This window comes from Photorhabdus akhurstii (genome assembly GCF_019090985.1).
GTDB lineage: Bacteria > Pseudomonadota > Gammaproteobacteria > Enterobacterales > Enterobacteriaceae > Photorhabdus > Photorhabdus akhurstii.
Genome location: NZ_CP020335.1, coordinates 3,413,741 through 3,440,195, shown reverse-complemented (window position 1 = coordinate 3,440,195; position 26,455 = coordinate 3,413,741). Strand labels below are relative to the sequence as shown.

At 37.0% G+C, this 26,455-nt stretch carries 27 protein-coding genes and 5 pseudogenes; 19 read left to right on the top strand and 13 right to left on the bottom strand.

Annotated features, from left to right (window positions below):
* The first annotated feature begins 25 nt into the window (after positions 1–25).
* The 4 genes and pseudogenes from cobD to cobO all read left to right on the top strand — a co-directional run bounded on the left by cobD (position 26) and on the right by cobO (position 3,214).
* The gene (gene cobD, locus B0X70_RS15030) at positions 26–1,099 is read left to right on the top strand and encodes a threonine-phosphate decarboxylase CobD (protein WP_217469713.1); all 1,074 of its coding nucleotides are present in this window, start codon (positions 26–28) and stop codon (positions 1,097–1,099) included.
* A complete protein-coding gene (locus tag B0X70_RS15025; protein WP_217469712.1) occupies positions 1,092–1,952 on the top strand; it encodes a GHMP family kinase ATP-binding protein in 861 nt (286 codons plus the stop codon). The genes cobD and B0X70_RS15025 overlap by 8 nt, the downstream gene beginning before the upstream one ends.
* A gap of 19 nt (positions 1,953–1,971) precedes the next feature.
* Positions 1,972–2,601: pseudogene (locus B0X70_RS15020) on the top strand (NAD(P)-dependent oxidoreductase); the annotation flags it as partial.
* A 55-nt stretch (positions 2,602–2,656) separates the two neighbouring features.
* On the top strand, positions 2,657–3,214 hold the full coding sequence (cobO, locus tag B0X70_RS15015; RefSeq protein ID WP_040149091.1) for a cob(I)yrinic acid a,c-diamide adenosyltransferase: 558 nt from the start codon (positions 2,657–2,659) through the stop codon (positions 3,212–3,214).
* Here cobO and B0X70_RS15010 read toward each other — a convergent pair.
* Positions 3,207–3,374, bottom strand: coding sequence for a hypothetical protein (locus B0X70_RS15010; protein WP_036777413.1), 168 nt, complete (start codon positions 3,372–3,374; stop codon positions 3,207–3,209). The two genes, cobO and B0X70_RS15010, sit on opposite strands and share 8 nt — an antisense overlap.
* 524 nt (positions 3,375–3,898) lie before the next feature.
* Between B0X70_RS15010 and B0X70_RS15005 the strand changes: the two genes are divergently transcribed.
* The 15 genes and pseudogenes from B0X70_RS15005 (at position 3,899) to B0X70_RS26095 (ending at position 21,114) form a co-directional block, all read left to right on the top strand.
* Positions 3,899–4,537: a hypothetical protein gene (locus tag B0X70_RS15005; RefSeq protein ID WP_036814467.1), complete on the top strand. Its 639-nt coding sequence runs from the start codon at positions 3,899–3,901 to the stop codon at positions 4,535–4,537.
* Positions 4,538–5,120: 583 nt separating this feature from the next.
* Entirely contained in the window at positions 5,121–6,143 is a 1,023-nt protein-coding gene (locus B0X70_RS25245; protein WP_236548186.1) for a hypothetical protein, read from the top strand.
* Positions 6,144–7,052: 909 nt separating this feature from the next.
* Positions 7,053–7,580, top strand: a complete 528-nt coding sequence (locus B0X70_RS14995) for a GNAT family N-acetyltransferase (RefSeq protein ID WP_217469711.1) — start codon at positions 7,053–7,055, stop codon at positions 7,578–7,580.
* Positions 7,581–7,987: 407 nt separating this feature from the next.
* On the top strand, positions 7,988–8,821 hold the full coding sequence (locus tag B0X70_RS25240; RefSeq protein WP_246593307.1) for a gp53-like domain-containing protein: 834 nt from the start codon (positions 7,988–7,990) through the stop codon (positions 8,819–8,821).
* 478 nt (positions 8,822–9,299) lie between these two features.
* Complete coding sequence (locus B0X70_RS14985) at positions 9,300–10,784, top strand: pyocin knob domain-containing protein (RefSeq protein ID WP_217469710.1); 1,485 nt, start codon at positions 9,300–9,302, stop codon at positions 10,782–10,784.
* A gap of 598 nt (positions 10,785–11,382) precedes the next feature.
* Positions 11,383–11,831: pseudogene (locus B0X70_RS25235) on the top strand (tail fiber protein); the annotation flags it as partial.
* Between the two features lie 678 nt (positions 11,832–12,509).
* Complete coding sequence (locus B0X70_RS25230; RefSeq protein ID WP_246593306.1) at positions 12,510–12,797, top strand: tail fiber assembly protein; 288 nt, start codon at positions 12,510–12,512, stop codon at positions 12,795–12,797.
* Positions 12,798–12,994: 197 nt separating this feature from the next.
* Complete coding sequence (locus tag B0X70_RS14970) at positions 12,995–13,981, top strand: phage tail protein (protein WP_217469709.1); 987 nt, start codon at positions 12,995–12,997, stop codon at positions 13,979–13,981.
* Positions 13,982–14,477: 496 nt separating this feature from the next.
* The gene (locus tag B0X70_RS14965; protein ID WP_110091321.1) at positions 14,478–15,065 is read left to right on the top strand and encodes a gp53-like domain-containing protein; all 588 of its coding nucleotides are present in this window, start codon (positions 14,478–14,480) and stop codon (positions 15,063–15,065) included.
* A gap of 2 nt (positions 15,066–15,067) precedes the next feature.
* Positions 15,068–15,490 (top strand): tail fiber assembly protein, encoded by a 423-nt coding sequence (locus B0X70_RS14960; RefSeq protein ID WP_217469708.1) that lies wholly within the window; start codon positions 15,068–15,070, stop codon positions 15,488–15,490.
* Positions 15,491–15,955: 465 nt separating this feature from the next.
* Positions 15,956–16,864, top strand: a complete 909-nt coding sequence (locus tag B0X70_RS25225; protein WP_246593305.1) for a gp53-like domain-containing protein — start codon at positions 15,956–15,958, stop codon at positions 16,862–16,864.
* A 12-nt stretch (positions 16,865–16,876) separates the two neighbouring features.
* A complete protein-coding gene (locus B0X70_RS14950; RefSeq protein WP_217469707.1) occupies positions 16,877–17,299 on the top strand; it encodes a tail fiber assembly protein in 423 nt (140 codons plus the stop codon).
* A 401-nt stretch (positions 17,300–17,700) separates the two neighbouring features.
* Positions 17,701–18,360, top strand: a complete 660-nt coding sequence (locus B0X70_RS14945; RefSeq protein ID WP_217469706.1) for a DUF4431 domain-containing protein — start codon at positions 17,701–17,703, stop codon at positions 18,358–18,360.
* Between the two features lie 313 nt (positions 18,361–18,673).
* Positions 18,674–19,018 (top strand): annotated as a pseudogene (locus tag B0X70_RS25535) (BRO-N domain-containing protein); the annotation flags it as partial.
* 1,014 nt (positions 19,019–20,032) lie between these two features.
* Positions 20,033–21,114: pseudogene (locus B0X70_RS26095) on the top strand (tail fiber protein).
* Between the two features lie 213 nt (positions 21,115–21,327).
* On the opposite strand, the pseudogene B0X70_RS25215 reads toward B0X70_RS26095, so the two are convergent.
* The 12 genes and pseudogenes from B0X70_RS25215 to B0X70_RS14880 all read right to left on the bottom strand — a co-directional run.
* Positions 21,328–21,420, bottom strand: a pseudogene (locus B0X70_RS25215) (hypothetical protein); the annotation flags it as partial.
* A 133-nt stretch (positions 21,421–21,553) separates the two neighbouring features.
* Positions 21,554–22,732 carry a tyrosine-type recombinase/integrase gene (locus B0X70_RS14930; protein ID WP_217469705.1) on the bottom strand — a complete coding sequence of 393 codons (1,179 nt, stop codon included), beginning with the start codon at positions 22,730–22,732 and terminating at the stop codon, positions 21,554–21,556.
* A gap of 1 nt (position 22,733) precedes the next feature.
* Positions 22,734–22,952, bottom strand: coding sequence for a hypothetical protein (locus tag B0X70_RS14925; RefSeq protein WP_217469704.1), 219 nt, complete (start codon positions 22,950–22,952; stop codon positions 22,734–22,736).
* Between the two features lie 24 nt (positions 22,953–22,976).
* Positions 22,977–23,195: a hypothetical protein gene (locus B0X70_RS14920; protein ID WP_217469703.1), complete on the bottom strand. Its 219-nt coding sequence runs from the start codon at positions 23,193–23,195 to the stop codon at positions 22,977–22,979.
* 33 nt (positions 23,196–23,228) lie between these two features.
* Positions 23,229–23,531 carry a hypothetical protein gene (locus B0X70_RS14915; protein WP_217469702.1) on the bottom strand — a complete coding sequence of 101 codons (303 nt, stop codon included), beginning with the start codon at positions 23,529–23,531 and terminating at the stop codon, positions 23,229–23,231.
* A gap of 23 nt (positions 23,532–23,554) precedes the next feature.
* Positions 23,555–23,794, bottom strand: coding sequence for a hypothetical protein (locus B0X70_RS14910; protein WP_217469701.1), 240 nt, complete (start codon positions 23,792–23,794; stop codon positions 23,555–23,557).
* 14 nt (positions 23,795–23,808) lie between these two features.
* Positions 23,809–24,063 (bottom strand): DUF5405 family protein, encoded by a 255-nt coding sequence (locus tag B0X70_RS14905; RefSeq protein WP_105396732.1) that lies wholly within the window; start codon positions 24,061–24,063, stop codon positions 23,809–23,811.
* A 2-nt stretch (positions 24,064–24,065) separates the two neighbouring features.
* On the bottom strand, positions 24,066–24,281 hold the full coding sequence (locus tag B0X70_RS14900; protein ID WP_217469700.1) for a hypothetical protein: 216 nt from the start codon (positions 24,279–24,281) through the stop codon (positions 24,066–24,068).
* The gene (locus B0X70_RS14895) at positions 24,274–24,945 is read right to left on the bottom strand and encodes a hypothetical protein (protein ID WP_217469699.1); all 672 of its coding nucleotides are present in this window, start codon (positions 24,943–24,945) and stop codon (positions 24,274–24,276) included. Before B0X70_RS14895 ends, B0X70_RS14900 begins: the two co-directional genes overlap by 8 nt.
* Positions 24,938–25,396, bottom strand: coding sequence for a zinc-finger-containing protein (locus B0X70_RS14890; RefSeq protein WP_217469698.1), 459 nt, complete (start codon positions 25,394–25,396; stop codon positions 24,938–24,940). The genes B0X70_RS14895 and B0X70_RS14890 overlap by 8 nt, the downstream gene beginning before the upstream one ends.
* 218 nt (positions 25,397–25,614) lie before the next feature.
* Entirely contained in the window at positions 25,615–25,830 is a 216-nt protein-coding gene (locus B0X70_RS14885) for a hypothetical protein (RefSeq protein WP_217469697.1), read from the bottom strand.
* 17 nt (positions 25,831–25,847) lie between these two features.
* Positions 25,848–26,453: a DUF669 domain-containing protein gene (locus B0X70_RS14880; RefSeq protein ID WP_217469696.1), complete on the bottom strand. Its 606-nt coding sequence runs from the start codon at positions 26,451–26,453 to the stop codon at positions 25,848–25,850.
* Positions 26,454–26,455 lie beyond the last annotated feature (2 nt).

Here is a 26,455-nt window from a genome sequence, read left to right as displayed (position 1 = left end):
TTGTTTAACATTCGGGATCAATTTAATGAGCGAACATGGCGGGAATGTGCTGGAAATGGCGCTGAAAATGGGTGTTACAGTCGAAGAGATAATTGATTTCAGCGCGAATATTAACCCATTAGGGATGCCGGAATCCCTAAAAGCGGCCATTATCGACCAATTAAAATGTGCAGAGTATTACCCTGATACAGAATATCGCCGATTGCATGCAGCGTTAGCGCAGATTCATCATTGTACTGCGGAAAACCTGATGGCGGGTAATGGTGCTACCGAATTGATTTATGCTGTGGTGAATTATCTTAAGCCGCGTCGTGCCATGCTCTTGATACCGGGATTTGCTGAATATCGGAAAGCCTTACAACGGGTTGATTGCCAGATTGATGAGTATGTGATGCGTGAAGCTGATGATTATCAGCCTGATCAACGTTTATTGGCGGCATTGGATCGATGTCGCCCTGATTGCCTGTTTCTTGCTACACCCAATAATCCAACCGGTTTAATGCCAGATGCTGCGTTATTGCAGGCGGTATTTGAACGTTGCCGTCAGCATAATATTGCACTGATTGTCGATGAAGCGTTTATCGATTTTCTCCCGGATACTACCGGATTTATTCCTCAGATAGCGCATTTTCCTCGTCTTTATATTCTGCGTTCACTCACGAAATTTTTTGCTATTCCGGGGTTGCGCCTTGGTTATCTGGTCAGTGGTGATGCAACGGGGATTCGGGCAATGAAGCGCTGGCGGGAACCGTGGACGATTAATGCTTTCGCGGCATTGGCCGGTGAAATTGTTCTTAATGATAAGGCTTACATTCAAGCAACACACCGCTGGTTAGCTGAACAACAACGTTGGCTTTATCAGGCGCTGACCGCATTACTGGCATTGCGTGTTTGGCCTCCCGCGGCAAATTATATCTTCCTGCGTTGTCTGCGCCCGGAAATCAATCTTCAACAAGCATTGTTGAAACAGAGAATACTGATTCGCCATTGTGCTAACTATCCTGGCTTGGACGTGGCTTATTATCGGGTCGCCATCAAGGGTGAGCATGATAATCGCCGTCTGGTATCGGCGTTACATCAGGTATTCAATTATGGCTAAAGCGCGTTGTCCCGCATCGTGTGGTGAACTTATCCAAGGGTGGATACTTGGTGGTGAGAAATTGATCTCTTGTCCGGTGAATTGGTTCAGCGAGGTGTCTGTTACCGATGGCGTGCCGGGAAAAGATGAACGTCCTCGCATGCGTCAAATGATGAAAACTGTACTGGCGTATTTTGGTTTATCGGTGGAGATGGCGCGAGGTTTACGGATCTCCTTTACCTCTACGATCCCGGTAGCGAAAGGGCTGGCAAGTAGTACCGCTGATATTGCCGCCACTGCGTTGGCGACGGCACGTTATCTGGGGGAAACACTTGATGAAACGACATTGGCTGGCTTTTGCGTACAGCTTGAGCCTACTGATAGCACGTTATTCAGCCAACTTACCTTGTTTGATCATCAAACGGCTGCTACTCAGATTACCTGTGACTGGCAGCCATCAATCGATATTTTGTTACTGGAAAGCCCGGAAATCTTGATCACGGCTGATTATCACCGTTTAGATCGCCATCCGGCATTACTGGAGAATGCCGCAGTGCTAGAGCATGCCTGGAGACTATTTTGTCAGGCTGTGACTACCCAGAATTGCTGGCGATTGGGAGAAGCCACAACACTCAGTGCTCAGGCTAGTCAAAAGTTGTTGGTAAAACCGGCGTTTGACAGTTTGTTGGAACTAGTAGAACGGAGTGGGATCTATGGGCTGAACGTTGCTCATAGTGGCAGTATTGTCGGGTTATTGTGCGACCGCCGCCATCATGATGTTGAGTATCTATGCTGGTGGCTGAAACACCGAGGCATAACGCGTTTTTATCCTCGTCAGCACTTGTTGACCATGATACCGGGTGGTGTGCGTTAACTGTAGGAGGGGACTTATGTTGGATTATTTACCGATGTTTTGTCAGATCCGGGATAAAACCTGTCTGTTAGTTGGGGGAGGTCGGGTAGCGGAGCGTAAAGCACGTCTGTTATTAGATGCCGGTGCGCATCTATTAGTTAACGCACGGGAATTCACCCCTCAATTTAAGCTATGGGGGGAGACTGACCAAGTGACACTTATTCATGGAGAGTTTGAGCCTTACTGGCTTGAGCATTGTTGGCTGGTTATTGCCGCTACTAATGATGCGGTGGTGAATGGCTATGTGAGTGATTGTGCGACGGTGCGCCGCATTTTTTGCAATGTGGTGGATGAGCCACAGCAAGCCAGTTTTATCACACCGTCAGTGATTGATCGTTCACCACTGGTGATTGCTATCTCCTCCGGTGGCAATGCGCCGGTATTGGTCAGGTTATGGCGTGAAAAACTCGAACGGTTATTACCGATGCATCTTGGTCGTCTGGCCGCTTACGGTGGAACACTTCGTCAGCGGGTAAAACGACACTTTCATCATTTGGCGGCACGTCGTCACTTTTGGGAACGGTTTTTCACTAATGAGCGATTAATGCAATCGCTGGTGAGTCGAGATCGTCAACAAGTCGATCGGGTAGTAGAAACATTATTCTCTGAGTCAACTCAAGTAAATACAGACAAAACGAACTGATTAAGATATTGGAGCCAGACAAATGAGTGAAGAGCGATATAAACAGAGAAAACAGCGGCAAAAAGAGAGATTTATGGCACAAGTTGCAGCCGCTCAGGAAAGCCGAGGGATTGTCATTATCTATACCGGTAACGGCAGAGGGAGAACCACCGCAGCAATGGGAACGGTTACACGAGCGTTGGGTCATGGATTAAAGGCCGGCGTTATCCAATTTATTAGGGATGAATGGTCAGTCGGTGAACGTGTTTTGTTGCAGCGTCATGGAGTAGAATTTCAATTAATATCAATGAACTTGACCGGAGAAATGCACAATCGTATTAAGAATATTGCCGCTTGTACCGAGATTTGGCAGCATGCGTTGCGCATGTTGCGTGATCCTGAATTATCATTGGTAGTGCTTAACGAATTGGCTTGCGTGATAAACAACAGTTATCTATTACTCGATGAAATTATCGAGGCATTAAACGGACGGCCAATTAATCAGACGGTGATAATTACCGGACAAGATTACCCTGCTGAATTAATTGAACTGGCAGATACGGTCACTGAAATGCGTCCTGTAAAATATGTTTTCACTTAATTATGCGTTTTCCAGTCATCACATCAGATAAAGAGTGATTCACATTTTTATCTTGTTTAACCAGTGCATTAATTTTTCTCATGGTGATATTTGATACTGTGCCAGATTTATGAAAACGCTCAGCCATTTTCTGCATTTTGATGAGTCGATTATTATTCATTACATGTTACCTCGATTAGTAGACCAGATGAATAAGTTGCCTTCAAGATTCTTCTCATTGATATTAAGAAAGTTTTTGGCTAATAGACTATAAACTTTCAACAGCTTATTGGCAATTTCTTTAGTTAGTGAGTTGTCGTCTATGAAAGCTGCTAAATCATCTGTGGTAAAAATTTTCATTAAGAGTATTTATTTCCCCCTATGTTTACTTAGATTAAGTATATAAAAGCAAATTAATATTGAGGTGATTAATTGACTGGTTGTGATGAACTTTATCGAATAGATATTTCATAAAGCTTGATAATACATTAAATAAATTCCATGCAATGTATCTCACCATCTAATAATTTTAATTTATTTACAAACTGGTATTTATATCTAATATTGTCGGCGGAATAAATATAACGTTAATTTAAGTTTTGATATGTGGAGCGAGTTCACGTAATCGATATCATATTCTGTTGAATATTTTATTAAGTTTCAAACAACGCATGGTTATTTAATTTATAAACTAAGAGGTTTAATATGTCTATTGAAAATACCAACGCAGCTGAACACACAACTGGTAAGGATGCAGTTGTACTTGGACGTGCAGAAGCGCCGGCAGTGCATTCTATCGCGATTGGTGCTTCCCCCCGAAGTTCTAAAACGATCAGTGAAGCGGCTATTGCCATTGGGCAAAATCAAATTGCGGGTAAACAAGGTGATACGAAGGTAGTTTGGCCCATTGCGATTGGTGCTGATTCTGTATCCAACGGTTTGGCTTCTATCGCTTTAGGGCAAAAGGTGACGGCTAGTGCGGCTCAGGCCGTGGCGATTGGTCAACACTCCTCTGCAACAGAAAAAGGGAGCATTGCGTTAGGTGCGGATTCTATTGCTAATAAACCGAATGTTGTTTCTGTAGGAAAAACCGGCCATGAACGTAAGATTATACATGTTGCGGCTGGGGAGATTTCAAATCATAGTACTGAGGCGGTTAATGGTCAGCAGTTATATGCTGAATCGGCAAGGATTGATATATTATTGGATGCAAAGAATAAGGAATTGGAAGAGAAGCTTCAATCTCTGGAAAGTGATATAGCTAATCTTACTTTGCTACTTCAAAATAGTGTGGATGATGTTGCATCATTGAAGAAACGACTTCTCGATGCATTGAATTATTAATATCCGTTGATTGTTATTTCATATATTCTTGGCTATTGGGCTGAGAATATATGATAAATGACTTAGTGGCAGGATTATTATTTGATAATGATTTGTAGAGTATATCTCAGTGAATAACAGAATAATTGTTTTGCTCGGTTTCAAACACTAACTGTATTTACTCGGGTAAATTATATAAATGGTTGTTTTGAGGGTAATGAAAATATATACAAATAACATAGTGTCGGTTTGCATTTGATAGGTCTATAAGTCATTATATTTAATAAAGCCATGTGATACATTAAATAAACCCATGAAATATATTTCATAACTAAATGGTTTTAATTTATTTACAAATTTAATTTTCTGTATAATATTCTATTTTAACGATAGTGGTGTTAATTTAGGTTCACGTAATAAATGGGAGGTATAATGATCTTTTAAAATCACGTTAAGTTTGTTTAATATTTCATAGTGACAAATTTGAAAAGAAATTATTATGTGTTATTTAGTTGTTTCTGATGAAAAATACTAAGTTATATCATTGGGTTTATTAATTCAATAATGAATTATAATAATTTAATTTCTGAATTAGGGGGTATATATGTCTACAGAGGATATGAATATAACTGCTCAAAAAATTGGTAAAGATTCCGTTGTTGTTGGGAATGCAGAAGCACCAGCAATATATGCTATAGCAATTGGTGCTTCACCACTAATTTCTAAATCAATTAGTGAGAGCGCTATTGCTATTGGGCAAAATCAACTGGCGGGTAGAGAAGAGAAAGAGAATAAGAATGATAAAGTCATATGGCCAATTGCGATTGGCGCTGATTCTGTATCCAGTGGTTCAGCTTCTATTGCTCTGGGGCAAAAGGTTGTTGCTAGTGGGATTCAGGCGGTAGCTATTAGTCAAAACTCCGCTTCAACAGGAAGCTCGAGTGTTGCAGTGGGAGCAGACTCTCAATCCAGCGGTTCGGCTGCTATTGCTCTGGGGAAAAAAGCTATTGCCAGGGGGAATCAGGCAGTAGCAATTAGTCAAAATTCCTCTGCAACAGGAAGTTCAAGCGTTGCATTAGGAGAAGGCTCTGCATCCAGCGGTTCGTCTTCTATTGCTCTGGGGCAAAAGGTTTCTGCCAGTGGGTCTCAGGCAATTGTGATTGGTCAAAACTCCTCTGTAACAGGAAGCAAGAGCATTATATTAGGATCAGACACTAAATCCAGCTCTTCGTCTTCTATTGCAGTGGGACAAAAGGTTAATATTAGTGCGTCTCAGGGAATTGCAATTGGTCAAAACGCTTCTGTAACAGCAAGTGGGGGTATTGCATTAGGCGCAAATTCTGTTGCCAGCAAATCGAATGTTGTTTCTGTAGGAAGACCGGGTAATCAACGCAAGATTGTGAATGTTGCTGCCGGGGATATTTCCAAAAACAGTACGGAGGCGGTGAATGGTCAGCAATTATATACTGAATTGACAAAAATGAAGGCATTGGATATGAAAAATAAGCAACTGGAAATGAATATTAAAAAGCTGGAGAGTACTATAAATAAGCTTACCCGTTCTATTACTGACCTTACTCTGCTGTGCCAGAAAAATTCAGATGAAGTTGCTTTGTTGAAGAAATGAATTCTTAACACATTGGATTATTAATAACAAATGGATTCGACTAAACTAAATAAGTGCATTTTCAGGAGGGGAAGTTAGTTGCTATTCCCTTAACCTTAGCATCTTTCCTTTTCCAAAGGAAAATGCACTGAAGTCCATCAATCATTAGCAGAAAGTTGAAACGAAATCAGAAAATAAAAGAATATTTCCCGAAAACAGACTCATCTTAAGATGTTTTCTTGCTAACATCTTATTAAGTAAGCAACAAAAATAACCCAGGAAATAGAAAAACGGATTAGCCGGTTAATTTAACAGGGGTTAAGCCCTGAACATAAAAGCCAGCTCAGAAACTGGCTGTTCACGTATCGGGTAAAAAAATAGACTTAAAGAAAGCGAGGTGTTGACAGGTAGACAACAACGCTATGAACACTTGAGATGAAAGATGTAACAGATTTCATGATGAACTCTCTTTATTGATAAAATGTGATTTGTTTCACGAAAATCTAAATTGTGGCTGTGATTTTAATCAGAAAAACTTCAGAGTCAAGCAGTTTTAAAAATTATTTTAAAGATTAAAATAATTTTGCATCGGTGTTTTAGATGATAAAGTGAGCAAATCTTGCAAAGGAAGATACTGAGCGTAAGATTGCATATTAGTTGGCATAACCCGTCAGTCGTTACATGAGAAAGCAATGGGACATGATGTCTGAACAATCGTTATCGGTTTGGCACAAATCTAACGAGGAAAAACCGTACTGAAAGGGTTTATTGGTTTTCCATTTATTCTCATTCACCTATGTTGTGCGCTATAAACAATCTTGGATTTCCTCCAAAGATTAACCTCAAACTAAATATCAATATTTTCCCCATGCTTTAAGCAAAACATCTATGTTAAGCTCAATATTCAAGCTAAAAGTTAGGAGTTCTTAAGTGAAGAATATAGTGATTCGCCATGTTGAAGAAGGCGATTGTGAACAAATTCGTCAGTTATACGCTAACCCACAAGTTTACTATGGTACTTTACAATTACCTTATCCTTCTCTGGAGACATGGATAAAGCGTATTACAAATCTTTCGGCAGGATGTTTTTCTTTAGTTGCTTGTATTGATGGGGAAATTGTGGGTCAGGTTGGTATTGAAATATGCCAAAACTTGCGGCGTCGCCATGTTGCTACTTTTGGTATGGGAGTACATGCTGATTACCAGAGACAGGGTATTGGTAGTGAATTAATGGAGGTTATGCTAGATACGTGTGATAATTGGTTGAACATTGAACGCATAGAGTTGGAAGTATATACAGATAATGATGCTGCTATCGCATTATATAAAAAATTTGGATTCGAGATTGAAGGAACGGCTAAACGTTATGCTTTTCGTCATGGCCGATATGCTGATGCCTATTACATGAGTAGGATTTCAGATATTAATGGGAAATTCCAATCTACACTAGAGAGCTAATTTACTTTAGACGTAATTTGACATGGTAAATATAGGGATGAAATTAGATATATTTATTATATCAACTAATGACAAAAATGACGATTTAATTGGCTTTTCAGAATGAGTAGATATTTAATTGCCAGCAAGAGTGCTGGCTTTTTATTTAATGTGATTAATGGATGGAATATACGGTTATCAGAGAAACCTCAAGAAATATATAAGTAAATTCAAAATGGACAAGGGTGATTTTTAGATATTAAATTATTTACTAATGTCAATTATATAAAAATAGTTACCCCCTTTAGTTATAAGAACATTTCATTATACTTTTTCTAGACTATTATTGATGTGAATTGCGATAAATTACCTTTCAATAATTTAATGTGCTAATTATAAAATAATGTTATTTAACTCAAAGAGAATATATGAATCCAAAGAATGATTTTAAGGCTTTTTCTATTGATAATAATGCTAATGTCATAAGTCAGCAAGGATATGAAGAGAGTGTGGAATTGCAAACTGGGTTTCCACCATATTCTATGGCGCCTCACATATTAAATAAGGTATTGCGTCAATCGTCAACCATATCGTCCGTTGTGGCTAATTTCATTGCGACACAATCGGGCGGTGATATTCTAGATGATGGAAATGTAGCTAAACTTACCGAGCAACTAAATAAAGCATTGAAACAAAAGATCACAACAGAAACCCCCAGTGCTTCATTAACTCAGGCAGGTGTTGTTCAGCTTACTGATGTCATTGGTAACAGTGATATATTGGCAGTGACCCAAAAGCTTGCTCAGGAAATAGTAAATTCATTACGTGAAGATATTAATACCAGAGTACCTAATAGCCGCAAGGTGAATGGAAGAATACTGTCGAATGATATTAGCCTCAATGCTGGGGATGTAGGGAGTTATACTAAATCTGAATCTGATGTTCGATATGGTAATAAAAATACAGCTTTAAAATCTGCAAATGGCTGGTGGAAATGTGGTGATACAGGAATAATCTATCAGTGGGGGGTTGTAACAGGGAGCGATAATTATTTGGTTAACTTTCCTATTAGCTTTCCTAGTGCATGTACAACTGTGGTTGCGACAACTGATGGTAGAAGAAAACCTTCGTCTCCGATCTGGGATCGTTGTTTTGTTGAAGTTGGTGATATTACTCGGGTATCTTTTACAGCAACAACTATTGGTGCGTTAGACACTGATTTCCGGTCGCGAGCGGTCCATTGGATGGCTATTGGATACTAAAAGTACATTATTCTTCTGAGGGGTGAATACTGTATAGGGAATAAAAATGGTTTATCAGAATAAGCCGATATTTCCACTACTAACAAAGGTATTTCCCTCATTTCTGATGTTAATTAGCTGAAACAACCAAAGTAAAAACAAAGTTATATGGTCTTGACATATTATTGACAAAGCGCTGTCTAAATAGTCAGCGCTTTTAGAATATTGAAAAATTCAATCTGGGATATGAGATATAAAAATAAGTAATGACAAAGTGAAATATTTTAGATGTTGAATATGAGTGGCCAGAATATATTTCTGGTTGAAATTTGTTGGTTTTTTTCTTGCCTCTAATGATATAAAAATAATTATTCTTCTAAGTTAGAAGAACATTTTATTATTATTTTTATGAATTAAACTATGGCTGCCGTAAATTATGATGGATTGCTTTAATAATAATTCAATATATAGATAACAATATTTAATCTAAGGGGTATATATGAGTGCTAAGAATGATTTTAAGGCTTTTTCTATTAGAAATGATGCTAATGTAGTGAGTCAAGAGAAATATGAGAAAGATCAGGGTTTGCAGGTTGGGTTTCCGCCAGATAATATTACTAGTAATCTGCTAAACAAAGTATTACGTCAATCGTCAACAATAGCATCTGTCGTGGCTAATTTTATTGCGACACAATCTGGCAGTGATATTCTGGATGATGGTGATGTAGCTAAACTTGCTGAACAATTAAATAAGGCATTAAAACAAAAAATCACAACAGAAGTTCCCAATGCTTCATTAACACAAAAAGGTGTTGTTCAGCTTACTAATGTATTAGGCGATAGTGACATATTAGCTGTTACACAAAAGCTTGCTCAGGAAATAGTAAATTCATTGCGTGAGAGTATTAATGCTAAGGTACCCAACACTCGAAAAATTAACGGGAAAGCATTGTCTGAAGATATCACCATTACTTCTCAGGATATTTTGGGCGGGCAGGCGATTAGTTTAGGTGATAAGGCGGATTTGAATAGCTACAAAACACCGGGAGTTTATCATCAAGAGTATGATGCTCATGCCAAAAATGGCCTTAATTACCCTGAATTTCTCGCCGGTGCTCTTGTTGTATTGAAATCGGCTGGGACGGTTCAACGTTATTTTGTCTATAATAGTAGTCGAGTATATACACGTAGCCAGTTTCATGATAATCCGTGGACGCCTTGGACTAGAGAATATAATACGCTGAATAAACCTACGGCTGATGAGATTGGCGCATATACAAAAATAGAATCTGATTCTCGATATATTGCGGGAATTCGCAGGGTGAATGGAAAATCTTTAGCTACGGATGTCACTATTACTTCTCAGGATATTTTGAATGGGCAGGCAATTAGTTTAGGTGATAATGTAAATTTGGATCACTGTAAAACACCAGGTATTTATTATCAGGATTATAATGCTCATGCTAAAAATGGCGTCAATTACCCAGAACCGCTTTCTGGTTCACTTATTGTGTTGAAAGCGGCTGGAATCATTCAACGCTATTTTGTCTATAACAGCAGCCGGGTATATACACGTAGCCAATTTCATGATAATCCGTGGACTTCTTGGGCGCAGGAATATAATACATTGAATAAACCTGCTGACAGGGTTATTAGCGGGTATACAAAAGCAGAAGTAGATAACTTGGTTAATGCTAAAGGAAATAAAAGTACAGCTTTGAAATCAGTGAATGGTTGGTGGAAATGTGGAGATACAGGAGTGATTTATCAGTGGGGAATTGTAAACTGGACAGCATACGATACACCGGTTAATTTTCCTATCCAGTTCCCTAATGCTTGTGTAAATGTTTCATTGACATTGGGTGATAAGTCTGATTTATCATCATCACATAATGTTGTTGCCAGACAATTGTCTGTGACAGGGTTTAGTTATTGGGCATATGAGACTGAGAACTCTGCGTTTTGGTTTGCAGTAGGATATTGATATTAACCTATAATGCAAAAATAAATGTTTTTTACTTTTGCATTGCCTCTCAAAACTTAAACAGTTTAAATTAATTGGCTATTAAAGTCTGAGCTCTGTAGTTAACGGGAGTCAGACTTTTTAATTTTTCTTTAATCTGATAGTTATTATCATCGTCAATGTATTCTTTCCGTTCTGCTGTTAGATTCTCAATATATTAAAAATCTCTCTAGGTAAAATAATGCTGACTTTAAGTGATCAGATATTTTAATCAGGATTTTAGATTTTAATCATAAAATTAGTTTGTTTTTGAAATAATTTAATATGTAAAATGTAGAGTTAAAATCAGAGCTTTTTATATAATGTGCTGAAAAATTCAGTTTATAACTTAAAACAAGAAAGTTAGATAGAAAAATGTAGAATAAAGATGAGAATAAATTTGTGAAATTTAATTTTCGTTTTTTAAATTGTATAAAAATAGTTAATATTCTGATTTATAAGAATGTTTTGTTATTGTTTTTATGAACTAGACTATTGCTGGCGTAAATTAAGAGAGGTTGTTTTTGCAATAATTAAAGGTGTTTATTGTAAATAATATTATTCAATTTGAGGATTGTATATGAGTGCCAAAAATGATTTTAAGGCTTTTTCTGTTAGTGATAATGCTAATGTAGTGAGTCAAGCAAAGTATGAAGAAAACCAGAGCTTGCAGACTGGATTTTCAGCAGATAATATTCCTGTTAATCTGTTAAATAAGGTATTACGCCAATCGTCAACAATATCATCTGTGATAGCTAATTTTATCGCGACACAATCCGGAAATGATATTTTGGATGATGGTAATATAACTAAACTTACCGATCAGCTAAATAGGTCCTTAGAACAAAAATTGCAACAGAAGTTCCAAATGCCTCATTAACACGAAAAGGTATTGTTCAGCTTACCGATGTAGTGGGTAATAGTGATACATTGGCGGTTACGCAAAAATTAGTTCAGGAAATAATAAATTCATTGCGTGAAAATATTAATACCAGAATACCAAACACCCGAAAAATTAACGGGAAAGTATTAACTGAGGATATTAATATTACTTCTCAGGATATCCTTGCTGGGCAGGCACATAGTTTAGGCGACAATGCGAATTTAGATAATTACAAAACACCGGGGATTTATTATCAAGAGTATAATGCTCATGCCAAAAATGGTAATAATTACCCTGAGCAGTTCGCGGGATCGCTGGTTGTATTGAAAGCGGCCGGGGTTATTCAACGTTATTTTGTCTATAACAGCAGTCGGGTATATACACGTAGTCAGTTTCATGAAAGCCCGTGGACGCCTTGGACGAGAGAATATAATACATTGAATAGACCTACTGCCGGAGAGGTTGGAGCATATGCAAAATCAGAGTCTGATTCTCGATATATTACAGGGCTACGTAAAATTAATGGAAAAGCTTTAGCTGCGGATATCAATATTACTTCTCAAGACATCTTCTCTGGGCAGTCGATTAATTTAGGTGATAACGCAGATTTAAATATTTATAAAACACCGGGGATTTATTATCAAGAATATAATGCTCATGCCAAAAATGGCGCGAACTACCCTGAGCCGTTCGCGGGGTCGCTTATTGTGTTGAAAGCGGCTGGGGTTATTCAACGTTATTTTGTTTATAACAGCAGTCGGGTATATACACGTAGCCAATTCCACGATAGTCCGTGAACGCCTTGGGCGCAAGAATATAACTCGTTGAATAAACCGTCTGACAAGGCTGTTGGGGAGAATACGGCAGTAGAATCTGATAATAATTATGTTGCTACTAAAGAAGAATTAATACAGCAAGCAGAACATGAGAAGTCTCAGTTATTGACTAGAATTAATAATCTTGTCGCTCCACTACAAGACGCTGTTGATTTAGGCATTGCCACCGAAGCAGAAAAAAACGTTCTATTGGAATGGAAGAAATATAGGGTAGTGTTGAGCAAAGTTGATATTTCATTGGCCCCTGATGTTGAGTGGCCGGAGCAGCCGAAATAATAAAAAAATGGTCTGAATAAACAGAACATTCATATAATGATTTTTTTGATGTCGGGGATAAGATACTGAAAGATTCAATTTGGAACTTGAAATGGAAAATTTGCAATAGGAAATTGGAGTCTAATAGGCGTGAATTTAGGTAAATCGTCTACGTAATGAATTAATATACTAATTGTAAAATAATATAATGGGGAGATATGAGTATGAAAAATGATTTTAAAGCTTTTGCTATTGGTAATGGCGCTAATGTGGTTAGTCAACAACTCTATGAAACAGATCCGAATTTGCCGCGTGGGTTTCCAGATCGGCAGTATATTGATAATCACATGTTAAATAAGATATTTCGCCAAACATCAGCAATAACATCGGTTGTAGCTGATTTTATTGCGACACAATCTGGTGAGGATGTTTTAGATGATGGTAATGTAACTAAACTCACCGCACAGTTAAATAAAGCTTTAGAACAGAAAGCGATAACAGGAATTCCCAATGCTTCATTAACACAAAAAGGTATTGTGCAACTTACCGATGTGATTGGTGATAGTGATACATTGGCGGTGACGCAAAAGCTGGTTAAGGTAATAGTTAATTCATTACTTGAAAATATTAATGGCAGAGTACCTAATAATCGGAGAATCAACGGGAAGGAGTTGACTGAGGATATTACACTTTCCGCGATTGATGTTGGCGCTAAACGACCGGGTGATATCTATTTATCTGCACATCCAGCATCAGATTTAGCTAAAGGAGAATATATTGCGAATGGTGCTGTTTACCCAATTGATTCTGCTGTTGGTAGAGCATTAAATAATTTATCTGATGCATATAAGGCGGCATGGGGAATTAAATTGAATGGTGATAAAATCAATCTCCCTAATCTGTTTGTTAATGGACGAGGGGTATTCGTGCGTGCTGGATTGACACCTGGTGTAATACAAGGAGATGCAATTAGAAATATTACAGGTGATGTAGGATTGCAGAGTTGGGGGCTTTTTGCTCGTGCCAGCGGAGCATTTTCTGGTGTAAATTTGAACTCTGAAGGAAGTGTTGCGAAAAAGAACACTCCTGATTCAGCTTCAATATTCGCATATGCCACTTTTGATGCATCGAAGGCAGTACCAACGGCAGACGAAAATCGTCCATTAAATATCAGTATGATACCAGTAATTTATTTGGGCGTATGAGGTATAAGCTGGCACTTATTTCTTGGATTGTCTGATGCAGTAATCTTTTGGTGAGTATCCTAAGAATATAGCTAGAATTTAAATATGGATTTTGGCTATATATGAGTAATATGGAAAGTTATAAGGAAAAATCTCTGTTAACGGGCCTGAATAAATAGGATTTTTATTCAGGCCATTTTTTGTTGCTATAATTAAAATATTGTAAAATTATATTCTTGATTTAAAGATAAAATAATTTCAGGAAAAAATAAAGATATGAAAAATAATAATTTATAATGTTGAATATAATGATTTTATGGATGCTTTTGATTGCAGTATATCGGATTATTTATTGTTGGCAATTATATAAAAATAGTTACTCCTTTTAGTTATAAAAATATTTCATTATTGTTTTTCTAAACTAGACTATTATCGATATGAATTGTGAGAAATCATCTTTAGTGATAGTTCAATATGTTTATTATGAAATAATGTCATTTAATTTAAGGAGATGTATATGAGTGCCAAAAATGATTTTAAAGCTTTTGCTATCAGTAGTAATGCTAATGTACCCAGTCAACAAGACTATGAAACATACCCGAATTTGCTGGTTGGTTTTCCAGGCAATCAGTATATTCCTCATCACATCTTAAATAAGATATTACGTCAAGCATCAACCATATCATCTGCTGTAGCTGACTTTATTGCGACAGAATCTGGCACTGATGTTTTGGATGATGGCAATGTAACTAAAATCACCGCACAGTTCAAAAGCGTATTAGACAAAAAAATTGCCAAATGTTGTAATCTTAATGTGAATACGGCTAACAAGGTTGTGAATGGTTGGTGGAAATGTGGTGATACTGGAATAATTATCCAGTGGGGTCAGGCAAACGGCTGTGGGTCTATAAATGATTACAGATACTTCCCGATTCCATTCCCTAATGCTTGTTTCCAGATCGTTGCAACATATTCTGAGTTTGAAAATTTTGGCGCTGGAGTCGCTGCTTTACCTGTTTCTGCAAGTCAATTTATTGTGACATGCAGAAATTCTGCATACCAGTTAGCAAGTAATTTTGTGAGATATGTAGCGATAGGATATTAATTATGTATTTTTATAGTGCAAAGACAAATGCATTTTACCCTGTAGAATTAGAACAGAATTATATTGCTTCTGGTTCATTGCCCGATGATATTATTGAGGTTAGTATTGATATTTATCAAGAATACGCTGCAAATAATGCGCCAGAAGGAAAGTATCGTATAGCAGGTCAGAATGGTTTACCAGAATGGGCTGATATTCCTCCGCCAACGAAGGAAGAATTGCAGCAGTATGTTGAAAGTAAAAAGCAACAATTTATTTTGGAGGCTAGCCAGAAAATAGCACCATTACAAGATGCTGTTGATTTAGGGATTGCGAATAAAGAAGAGGAAGCGGCTCTATTAGTATGGAAGAAATATAGAGTAATGCTGAATAGGATTGATATTTCACAGGCTCCTGATATTGAATGGCCGGAACAACCGAAATAATGAGAATGGACAGAATAAACAAGCCATTCATACAATGGGTTATTTAATGTTAGGTCATAAGTTTGACTTAAAATCAGCATATAATATTGTTGAAAGACAATTGTCTACAACAGAATTTAATTATTAAATATGCCCTAAATAAATATTTGTGTTTTGGTTTTTAACATAATATTGATATATGTTTACAGTAAAAAATAAATGCTTTTTATTTTTAGTTGTTATCCTAAAACCACCTCTTGGCGAGGTGGTCTTTTACTCAGTCCGTTTTATTGGTTTTATAATTAAAATATTGTAATGTTGTGTTCGTAACTAAAAAAAGATTGAAGGTGAAGTTGAATACAATGAGTTTTGGAATGTTTTGATTATAATTTTGGGGGTTATTGATCTCAATTATGAGAAATCATCTTTACTGATAGCTCAATATGTTTATTATGAAATGATGTTTTTTAATTTAAGGAGATGTATATGAGTACCAAAAATGATTTTAAAGCTTTTGCTATTGATAGTAATGCCAATGTGCTCGGTCAACAAAAATATGAAATATATCCGGATTTGCTGGTTGGATTTCCTGATGAACAATGTATTCCTAATCACGTATTAAATAAAGTATTGCGGCAAACATCAACCATATCATCTGTTGTAGCCGATTTTATTGCGACAGAATCTAACAGTGATGTTTTGGATGATGGTAATATAGCGAAACTTACTACGCAATTAAACAAAGCATTAGAACAAAAAATCAAAGCAAAAGTAGAATCTGATAATCGATTTATTCGGTTAAATACGAATACAAAAACATCTGGTTGTATTTTATCTAAGACAGCAAATTTATTTGACGATCAATCGCTGCGGGATTTGTCATTATCAGGTTTCTTGCGTCCAAATGGTTGGGCGGACTTAGGTGGTTTGGCAATTCATGTAGCTCACCCTAGTGCGGGGATTCAGCACTCAAGAGGAATTTCGTTTGAATACGGTAGTACATCTGGAGGTCAAGAGGGGTTTGGAATACATACGTATGCATTTGACAAAGATGGTAAGTTTAAAGGTAAAAAAAGAATTTTAACGGAAGATGATCGTAATAAAGCGATATTATCGGTAAATGGATGGTGGAGATGTGGTGATACTGGAATGATTTATCAATGGGGTAATGTACCTATTGATGATAATCAGGGAAAAATTGTAAATTTACCTATTTCATTTCCAAATAGGTTATTATCTCTTCATGTGACAGCTATTTCATCAGCACCAAACAAAAATATTGATACTTCTGCTTATGGAAAACCATTAAATAACTCTCAGATACATGTTTCTGTGTCATCAAATTACCGTGATAATGATGTAAGTAGTGTTTATTTTTTTTCTATTGGTCATTAAGGAGAAGAAAAAGTGTATTATTATAGTGCCAAAACAAACGCATTTTACCCCATAGAGTTGCAACAAAATTATATTGCTTCTGGTTCATTGCCCGATGATATTATTGAAGTTGATTTTGATATTTATCAAGAATACGCTGCGAATAATGCGCCAGAAGGAAAATATCGTATAGCAGGTCAAAATGGTTTACCGGAATGGACTGATATTCCTCCACCAACAAAAGAAGAATTGCAGCAGTATGTTGAAAGTAAAAAGCAACAATTTATTATGGAGGCCAGCCAGCAGATAGCACCATTACAAGATGCTGTTGATTTGGGGATTGCGACTAAAGAAGAGGAAGCGGCTCTATTGGTATGGAAGAAATATAGAGTAATGCTGAACAGGATTGATATTTCACAGGCTCCTGATATTGAATGGCCGGAACAACCAAAATAACGAAAGTAGCTTGAATAAACAGGCCATTCTTATAATGGTTTTGTTAACATTGGTTAACAAATCTAACCTGAGATCAGCATACACTGGATGTTTTAAATCAAGCTGCTATTAAAGTCTGAGTTCTGTATTTAACAGAGCTCAGATTTTTTAATCTCAATATCAAATTAGCGATGCTTGAAGAACTTATCCAATTCCGTATGAGGGAATAAATAGATGTGCCCAGATTATTCACAGTCGTGTAGCATCGGGCAGATTTTTTCCAGATGACTTTGAGGAAATCAAGAGTTGAAAATACAATTAGCCTCCAGAGGAAAGAATTGTAAGTTAGAAAAAATTCAGGTTGTGATTTTATCTTTAATGTATTTAAAATAATGCTGAAAAATCACCAATAGGAGTAGTGTATGAGAACACTAATAGGTTTTTTGGCATTAATACTGTGTGGTGTGTCATTCCTATCATTCGGTGCGAGCTTTGATTGCGCAAAAGCCACCAGTAAGGCTGAAAAATTAATTTGCTCGACCCCAGCATTATCCCAAGCTGATGACAACCTATATATTAATTACCTTCAGGCCAAACTGGCCACTAACAACGATGCGGACTTTAAAGCTTTGGTAAAACAGAATTGGGAACTTCGCGAAAAATGCGTGGCAGTTGAATGTCTTCAAGACTGGTATCACCGGTCATCGGAAATGTACAGAAAGATTGCCGCAGATAAAGCAACAGAGAACTGTTATAAAGAAAGGCAAAAAATTACTCTTGATGGCACATTATTAAGGATCACCTATCCCGGTCCACCAAATTACGAAAGTGTGGAAAACGGGGATAGCCCTGAAACTTATTGGGTGTTGCAACCGGATAAGGCGATAAAATGCGCTACAGGGGCCCCAGAATGGGGGGATCGTAGTCTGATGCAACTGGTGGTTGAGGATGAGTTTTATACCGTGTATCGAAGCCTTATTGGGCACCGCGTGCGCGTAACCGGAACCATTATGTACGCAGTTACGGGACATCACCATACACCGATAATGCTTGAAACCCAACGAATTGAAGCTGCTAAATAATTTGGAAGTAATAACGAGGTGTTTTGCTGAACAATATTATTCAATAAAGCCCGCATGTGATTTTTATTCAATCTCTTTTTTTGCCTTACCATGTGGGCCATTATTAATAATAGTAAGCAGACTCACTGTTATCTAAAACGTGGAGCTATCATCGATTGGGTAAAAAGAATTGAGTTGGTTATCAAGATAAACTTTAACAAGGTTTATTTGAGCATAAAATCATAACTGTTGCTAAAGATGATGATTCAGAGCGTGTTGTGAGCAAGTTTTTTTGACTGAAAATATCAAAACTCTTGAGTAGCGAGGTGACTATATGAGCGCATTAGCTAAAATTAATGCTGAAAGCAATTTCACTACATTCAAATTCGGGTCTCATGAAATCCGCGTTATCAATAAAGATGGTGAGCTGTGGTTTGTTGCTCATGATGTTTGCTCTGCTCTGGAAATTCGAAACATCTCGCAAGCCATTGGAAGATTGGATGATGATGAGCGGTCTGTGTTCAACATAGGGCGTCAAGGAGATATTAATATTGTCAGTCAATCTGGAATGTATACTTTAGTCCTTCGTTGTCGTGATGCAATTAAACAAGGCTCTGTTCCTCATCAGTTCCGCAAGTGGGTAACTGGTGAAGTACTGCCGGCAATTCGTAATAAAGGAAGTGATCACAGTTCGATGATTTCTGACTTGTCATTTAATGGACGAATCTTAATGATATTCGAAAATGGAACCGTAGCCAGTCAAAAGATATTACATTCTGATGAAGAGGTCTTAACCCTTGATACATTTATGGAACTTGCCCAGAGAGCAGGCTATTTAGTAATCCATAGGGAGAAATTTCTCAGTTTGTCTAATCAATGGTAGCTCTAAGCCAAGAGGGGCTTAACTCTGAAATCCCCTGAAATTGTTGGTGTTAGCTTTTGATAGTTTGTTGGAGCTGAAATATTGCGATCATACTCTTTCTGGGGATTAAAGGGATTTTTGTGGTTGTCATGTCAAGTCTGACTTGATACTAATTCATTAAAAAAACGATGTGAGAACATTGCGCCTTGTCCGTCTTGGTTCTCACTCAGAACTTGGTTTATGGTAAACAATAAATCTCTTTGACAGATCAGAATTAATTATAAAAATGTAGCCCTGAGAAATAGGGTTATATTTTTGTATATGCACAGGATCGCAGTAAACCACATAAAGAGGGGATTTTCCGAGTGTTAGATCATTTTTTCATTCATGTAGCCCTATGCATAATTTGTTATAGACTGGTATGGGAGATCATTCCTTATTATAGACACTTTATCGTCAGCACTTATATCTACCCATATGTTTTCAGAACTGGAGACTCAAGTGCATTGATGTGATTATGGTATTCTTGAACACGGTAGATTAGGTGTTAGGGTAAAGATTTAGAGTAGAACGTTAAGTAGATAGAATTGCAGGAATAAATGGAAGGAATAAGAGAAAAATAGTTTACAGATGTATATTTTCGATCCAAAAATATTGGGATGCTTATTGCTGGTAATGATATAAACATATTTAATCTTAATAAGTGATAAGAATTCAGCATTATTATTTTTATGAACTAGACTTTAATTGGTGTGAGTTGACAGGGGATTGTTTTTGCAATAATTAAACATGTTTACTATAAAGAAATTATTTAATGTAAGGAGAAAGTATATGAGTCAGAAGAATGATTTTAAAGCTTTTTCTATTAATGATAATGCAAATGTAGTGAGTCAAAAAGATATGAAGAAAGCAAGGATTTGTTGACTGGATTTCCACCAAATGATGCTCCCACTTATTTGTTAAATAAAGTATTACGCCAATCATCAACGATATCATCTGTCGTGGCTGATTTTATTGCGACACAATCTGGTGATGATGTTCTGGATGATGGGGATATAGCTAAACTCACCGCACAATTAAATAAAGCGTTAGAACAAAAAATTACAGCAGACATTCCCGGTGCTTCATTAACACAAAAAGGCATTACTCAGCTTACAGATGTAACAGGTAATCGTAATACATTAGCAGCCACTCAGAAGTTAGTTACTGATGTAAATAATAATGCTAATAGCAAGCTAGCCAAAAATCAAAACGGAGCAGACATTCCCGATAAAAATGCTTTTGTGAAAAACCTCAGTTTGTTAGAAACGGTGCAAAAGGCAAATAATGCAGTACCGAGCAGCCGGAAAGTGAACGGGAAAGCGTTGACTGGAGATATCAATTTTAATGCGGGAGATATAGATGCATATACCAAGGCAGAAGTTAATAATCTGATCAATGCAGTTAATAATATTCCTGTAGGTGTTCCTATGCCCTGGCCGACTGCCATACCGCCAACTGGGTGGCTGCAATGTAACGGTGCGGCCTTTGATAAGTCGAAATTTCCGGAATTAGCGAAAGCCTATCCTGATGGTAATTTACCAGATTTAAGAGGAGAATTTATTCGTGGCTGGGATGATGGTCGAGGTGTTGATAAAGATCGCAAGCTCAACAGTAACCAGAGGTGTATGACAGAATATCACAAGCATATGACTGCTTGGGGAGAGTCTGTCAACTATGATGGTTTTGGCATTTTTGGGGCCACAAATCAAAAAAATCACTCTGGAAATGCAGGTGCAATGGATAGGGATAACTTCTGGTACCATACAAACGATGGATCGGATTACGAAGGTATGGTTAATCCCCTTGGCGTCATGGGATTAGAAACCAGACCTCGCAATGTAGCATTTAACTACATAGTGAGAGCAGCATAATGACAGAACAGAAATACTCTTTAGAACTGGAAGTAAAGTAAAAGCTGGACTAACCGGCTTTATATTTATGACTGATTTACAGTACGTCGTTTATACGATGTATAAGTATTTTTCGATAAAATATTAATTAATTTAATGCTTTTAAGTGGTGGGATGATTTACTAATGGTTGTAAATGCCAGATATAGGGTTGGGTTTTACCAGAGCCAAGCCACAGCCATAAAAAAACCAACCCTAACAGGTTGGTTTTTTTGGGGAAATTTGGTCGGCATGAGAGGATTTGAACCTCCGACCCCCGACACCCCATGACGACAGTATTATCTAGCTCGAAGCCTTGTGTGATGCGGGTTTGGAGGGTTTTGACTGTGAATGCAAACAGTGCGGAATCTGCAAAATATGCATTATATGCATCAATAAGTTAAGTTGGGTTTTTCCACTCATCAGACGGCTATTTCTGCATGAGGAACCTCAACCCAATCGACATGATTTTGAGTATAAATTTTTGTGGATTTAGCATCACTGTGAGCCATTCTGGCTTGTGGATCTATTCCCTGTTCTTTAAATATATGAGCAGCCAACGCCCGAATTTCGTGAAATGTTGGCCTTTCATCAAGTGGGATACCTGCCGCTACGCCGATTTTATCCCTCAAAGAAGAAAATGCCCTGCTTAAATAATCGGGAGCAATTTGAGTTGGGTGATTAACTTCCTGGCTTATTTTATTTGATAAGCGATCCGGTACTCGATGAACAACATATGGACTTGCAATATTGTCCCGGCTAGCATCAATGATAGCCTTTATCGTTGAGCCAATCGGGATAGCTATATGTGATGCTTCTTTATGTTGGACTTTTTGTCTGTGAATATAGAGCATTCCATAGATGCCGTTTTTGGGTTCTGAATACCACATGCAACCGCAAACACCTTCCTTCGGTGATTTGATGTTGTATCTGATACGGGAAACTTCTAGCCGCGCCTGAGTCGTTTGTAATGCCAGATCCATTGCCGTTCTTAACCAAGGTTCCGCTGCATTACGGATAAGCACGAAATCATCGAATGAAAGCCTGCGACGTCTCTTTTTATCAGTACGTTTCATTTTCTTACGCTCTGCTGGATTGTCGAGCATTAATGATTCATCCATTGCGTAGCTGAAAACTTTTTTTAAGAAGCTGACTTTCCTATTTTGAACATTTGCTGACGCATCGTTATGATAATGTTTGATATAATTATTAACGTGTTCCAGTGATATTTCTGATGCTGGTATATCAGTAAAAAACGTCTTCATTCGTTCTATATCATTTCGCCAATCCGCAAGAGTGTTGTCAGACGGATTTTCATCTTTAATAATACGGGAAAAAAGGTTGTCAATATGGTGATGAAAGGGAAGAGATTCTCCGTATTTTCCGCCTGATTCTTTAACTAGTGAACTGACAGATACGGATGATTCTGGCCTCATTATATTGTTATATTCTCTCGCTATGGCAATAGCGACAGCTTTGTCGCTACCTATGTTTTTCTTTTTACCATTTGTTAGAATGAAACGATATTGACCTTTATTTCTATCAAAATATAAATAATCAGGCAAATGCCTGAATTCCTTCTTCCTTGGTCTGCTTGCCATTTTATGAATCCCTGATTAATTGACTAACGCAAGACGAAATAGAAGATTCTACGCCCCATCTCTCAGATGAATTAACCCAAACCGAACCATCAATAATTTTTCCTTTTAATTTACCTATTTCTATCCAATGCTTGATTGTTCTATTATCTGGAACCGAGCCTTTTTCAAATTCTCTGAGTCCCCATGATCTGGCTTTCATTAATTTTCCTGACATGGACATAATTTAACTCCATATAATAACGTATTATTTTTCTTTTCTAACATCCCGAACATACTGAGAAAGCCAGTTTTTCGGACTGGCTTTTTTCTTCTGATGCTCAGACATAATTAATTTAAATTTCGGTGTATATTTATCGAGTATTGCTGTGACTGCTTTATCGTCGTATTTGCTGAGAGATGTCAGCTCGCTTAAGCATTCCTTTGCTATAGTTCTGCGTCCGTTTTCTAGAACTTGGTCATTCATCTAGATTAAATTTCAAATCAGTTATTTTCATTTTTAACCCCATATTAAATCAGTTAACTCATTATTTAATAGTCTACATTTTTCAGCGGCATCAATGATTTTCTGCGCTCTTTCAATGTTAGCTTCTGTAATATCAAATTCAATTTCATCCCATCCATCCTGATCAGTTATGTATATTGAAAACCAATTATTTATCAGTGAATTATTACTTTTAATAGCTGATATTTTAATAAAGAATAATCCACAATCTAAATAAGCTATTGTCATTCTAGGTGAATTATCAAAATACCAATCATCCAACGTGTATTTAAAATCTTTCATTGAGCAAGTTAACATAATCAAGCCTCATCTAATTACACTCATATTTCAACGAGAGTTTCTTTCCAGTCGGTTCCATCTAAATCAACAATAGCTACAATTTCATATTGAGATTGTTGTGATTCAGAGTCCCAGTATCCTTTTAATTCAGACGGCTTTTTGTTCCATGCCAATACAATTCCTTTGCTTTCTGTGACTATAAATTTAGTCCAAAACGGAACTAATAATTCAATGCCAAAGTAGTTAACTGCGATCGGCTTTATTAAGCTGATTAATTTCATGTGATTTTATTTCCCTACTTTATTTTCAATGAAATTTCTGTTGCAAATTGATTTATTTTATCACTCATGTCTTGCAGTGATTTAATGTCGCTACGACGAATTTCTAATAAAATTAGCTTCTTAATTAATTGCTCCAGTCTGGGATAATATCCGATTGTTTGCAATCTCTCTTGACCGATGTTTTTACCCTCCTTATTTATTTTAATCTCATTAAGTATAAATTGATACTCATCTGATGTGATGACATATTTATCTAATCTTATTTCCATAACTAATCGCTCCAATAAGATAGTGCCTCTTGTGCAGCATCATGAGGATGAATATATTTCCAGTCTCCATCTTTTCTAGAATATGCTTCAATCTCACATGCAGCGACTTCTTTTGCTTCTGATAAACTCATTCCGCGATAGACAAGAACATTTATCATGTATCGCTTGAACATTCGTTTCCATATAAAATAAAAGTGATGGCATAAATGGTCATTCATTATTTATCTCCGGCGTGGCAGGATGAATAAATTCAGCCCATGCCAATACTTGGATATTTTTGTCTATTTCTTCATAATAAGAGTTATATTCATAATGACTATATTCTTCATGCCAGCCCACAGCATGCACCCAAGCTATAGCATCATTGTAAACGGCCCACTCAGGAATATCTCCATCTTCTTCATAATCCCATGTATCAATATGTTCTTCATCTGGTGTCGGTTTGTTTAAATAATTAAGCACAGTGACATATTCATTTATCTGCTGCGCTTTATAAAAATATTGATCCTGTCCGTTTTCATCTTGTCCGACAAAATCAAGCTGCTTTACTGTTCGACGTACATAAGCCCAGCACTTCATTTCTTCACCGACTTTAATATCTGGATGCTCTGTAAAATTCCAGTCAATATTAAGCATTGATTTAATCTTAGCAATTATTTGATTTGGCGAGCCTGTATCATCTTCCGCTTTAATACCCGCCGCATTAGCTATAGCAGCAAGACCCTTGCAAGAATCAAAAAACATTTCTTTATAGCTGTCACGTTCTTTACGAAGAAACTTCAATTTATCGGCTATCTCATTCAAAATTAAATAATCGTCACATTTAGCTGTTCTTGCTAACTCGTGACATGCAGATATTAAAGACTCTGTATTTTTAGCCATGATAGTTGCCTCTTTTAATAATCATATTTTCACAAATTTCTTTAGCTCGATGACACGTGTCAATATCGAACCAACCGAAGTGACATTCACTTGTCTTGATTCCCAATTTGTTTGCAAGCCAATTATAAGCATCATTGCGACTAAAAATAGCGCCATTAAATTTCCACAGCTTCTCAAAATAAGGCTTACATTGCTTCCGTGCATTGCGAGTTTCAGCGTCTGCTAACGTTCCTAATGGGATATTAGTAAATGGGTGCATACCAACATACGCACCACAGCAGTTACATAAATAAGCCCACGGCCAATTTCCGAAACTTTTACCATTATATATTTCTTTGTGATTGGCAATCTTTACTGATGAGCCGCAATAATTACATATTTCTGGCGGGGGAAGGGGATTCTTTACTCTAAATATTGCTTTACGACTGGGGTTCCAGGGTGTTTTTTGCATCAAAGTCACCTTTATTAATTAATATAACGATTGCCAATATATTCATTGTCCATTGAGTTTAATAATTTAGTTCTCAATTCAGTAAGAATCTGCCTTTCTTCATGCGTACTACAAGAAGTAAATGCAGTAGAATATTCAACATGATGCTTATTTAAGTCTTCATTAAACGAGATAAAAATTTCTAACTTCACAGCCATAAATCACCTCACTTAAATTAGTTAATTTTTACATCTTTCAGGATTTCCAAGAATAAACACGCGATGAGTAAAGTCGTCTGGATTGACTTTATTTTTACTCTCTCGCTTTGGTTTTTTAACTTTATTTTTCGCTTTCTTTTGACCTGCAATCTGACATTCAATACAATTGCCGTTTGACATATATCTGATAGTGTGCCCGAGTGGGCACGGGTCGCCATTAAATTTCTCACCGTACATTAACTTACCCTCATATTCTAAAATGAAGAGAAATTATCGTCGTATTGCTCGTATTGATGATTATTTTGGTAATTATTGTAGCTATTATGCTGTGATGATTTATTCCTCTCATCTTTATCCTTTAAAGTTGAAACAATCTTATTTACAGCCTCAGCAACTTTACCTTCTTCAATTTCTTGCAATGTTTGCCCGGTTTTAGCGATGAACGGAATTATTATATTAAAGCTGAATGTATCGCTCCCATCTGTTCTTTTTGTTCGCAGTGTTTTTTGAAGCACCAAGCCGATCATTTTCCCAGTCAATTCCGGTGCGATGCATGTATTCGCATCTTTCGTTACTTGAGTTAATTGCTTAACCCCGGCACAACCCATAATCGCGTTAATCATATTAATGCCATATTGATTATCTGTACCATCATTTTTCTTACAACAAACACTCAAGTAATTAACTTTTCGCCCATCTTCGGTCTCGCCAGAAATTTCAATAAAGTGAGCACCTTCTTTGCCTCTTGTAAATTTAGCTTCATTGATAGTGATAATATAAGCCCCACTTTCTGTGATAAATCCACTCTGACCGGCAGATAAAGCAAGTTCTTTGTTATAAACAAACATAACATTATTCATTT

Coding starts and splice junctions, on each gene's coding strand:
- cobD (WP_217469713.1), top strand. CDS start 26: ATGAGCGAACATGGCGGGAATGTGCTGGAAATGGCGCTGAAAATGGGT.
- B0X70_RS15025 (WP_217469712.1), top strand. CDS start 1,092: ATGGCTAAAGCGCGTTGTCCCGCATCGTGTGGTGAACTTATCCAAGGG.
- cobO (WP_040149091.1), top strand. CDS start 2,657: ATGAGTGAAGAGCGATATAAACAGAGAAAACAGCGGCAAAAAGAGAGA.
- B0X70_RS15010 (WP_036777413.1), bottom strand. CDS start 3,374: ATGAATAATAATCGACTCATCAAAATGCAGAAAATGGCTGAGCGTTTT.
- B0X70_RS15005 (WP_036814467.1), top strand. CDS start 3,899: ATGTCTATTGAAAATACCAACGCAGCTGAACACACAACTGGTAAGGAT.
- B0X70_RS25245 (WP_236548186.1), top strand. CDS start 5,121: ATGTCTACAGAGGATATGAATATAACTGCTCAAAAAATTGGTAAAGAT.
- B0X70_RS25240 (WP_246593307.1), top strand. CDS start 7,988: ATGAATCCAAAGAATGATTTTAAGGCTTTTTCTATTGATAATAATGCT.
- B0X70_RS14985 (WP_217469710.1), top strand. CDS start 9,300: ATGAGTGCTAAGAATGATTTTAAGGCTTTTTCTATTAGAAATGATGCT.
- B0X70_RS14970 (WP_217469709.1), top strand. CDS start 12,995: ATGAGTATGAAAAATGATTTTAAAGCTTTTGCTATTGGTAATGGCGCT.
- B0X70_RS14965 (WP_110091321.1), top strand. CDS start 14,478: ATGAGTGCCAAAAATGATTTTAAAGCTTTTGCTATCAGTAGTAATGCT.
- B0X70_RS14960 (WP_217469708.1), top strand. CDS start 15,068: ATGTATTTTTATAGTGCAAAGACAAATGCATTTTACCCTGTAGAATTA.
- B0X70_RS25225 (WP_246593305.1), top strand. CDS start 15,956: ATGAGTACCAAAAATGATTTTAAAGCTTTTGCTATTGATAGTAATGCC.
- B0X70_RS14945 (WP_217469706.1), top strand. CDS start 17,701: ATGAGAACACTAATAGGTTTTTTGGCATTAATACTGTGTGGTGTGTCA.
- B0X70_RS14930 (WP_217469705.1), bottom strand. CDS start 22,732: ATGGCAAGCAGACCAAGGAAGAAGGAATTCAGGCATTTGCCTGATTAT.
- B0X70_RS14925 (WP_217469704.1), bottom strand. CDS start 22,952: ATGTCCATGTCAGGAAAATTAATGAAAGCCAGATCATGGGGACTCAGA.
- B0X70_RS14920 (WP_217469703.1), bottom strand. CDS start 23,195: ATGAATGACCAAGTTCTAGAAAACGGACGCAGAACTATAGCAAAGGAA.
- B0X70_RS14915 (WP_217469702.1), bottom strand. CDS start 23,531: ATGTTAACTTGCTCAATGAAAGATTTTAAATACACGTTGGATGATTGG.
- B0X70_RS14910 (WP_217469701.1), bottom strand. CDS start 23,794: ATGAAATTAATCAGCTTAATAAAGCCGATCGCAGTTAACTACTTTGGC.
- B0X70_RS14905 (WP_105396732.1), bottom strand. CDS start 24,063: ATGGAAATAAGATTAGATAAATATGTCATCACATCAGATGAGTATCAA.
- B0X70_RS14900 (WP_217469700.1), bottom strand. CDS start 24,281: ATGAATGACCATTTATGCCATCACTTTTATTTTATATGGAAACGAATG.
- B0X70_RS14895 (WP_217469699.1), bottom strand. CDS start 24,945: ATGGCTAAAAATACAGAGTCTTTAATATCTGCATGTCACGAGTTAGCA.
- B0X70_RS14890 (WP_217469698.1), bottom strand. CDS start 25,396: ATGCAAAAAACACCCTGGAACCCCAGTCGTAAAGCAATATTTAGAGTA.
- B0X70_RS14885 (WP_217469697.1), bottom strand. CDS start 25,830: ATGTACGGTGAGAAATTTAATGGCGACCCGTGCCCACTCGGGCACACT.
- B0X70_RS14880 (WP_217469696.1), bottom strand. CDS start 26,453: ATGAATAATGTTATGTTTGTTTATAACAAAGAACTTGCTTTATCTGCC.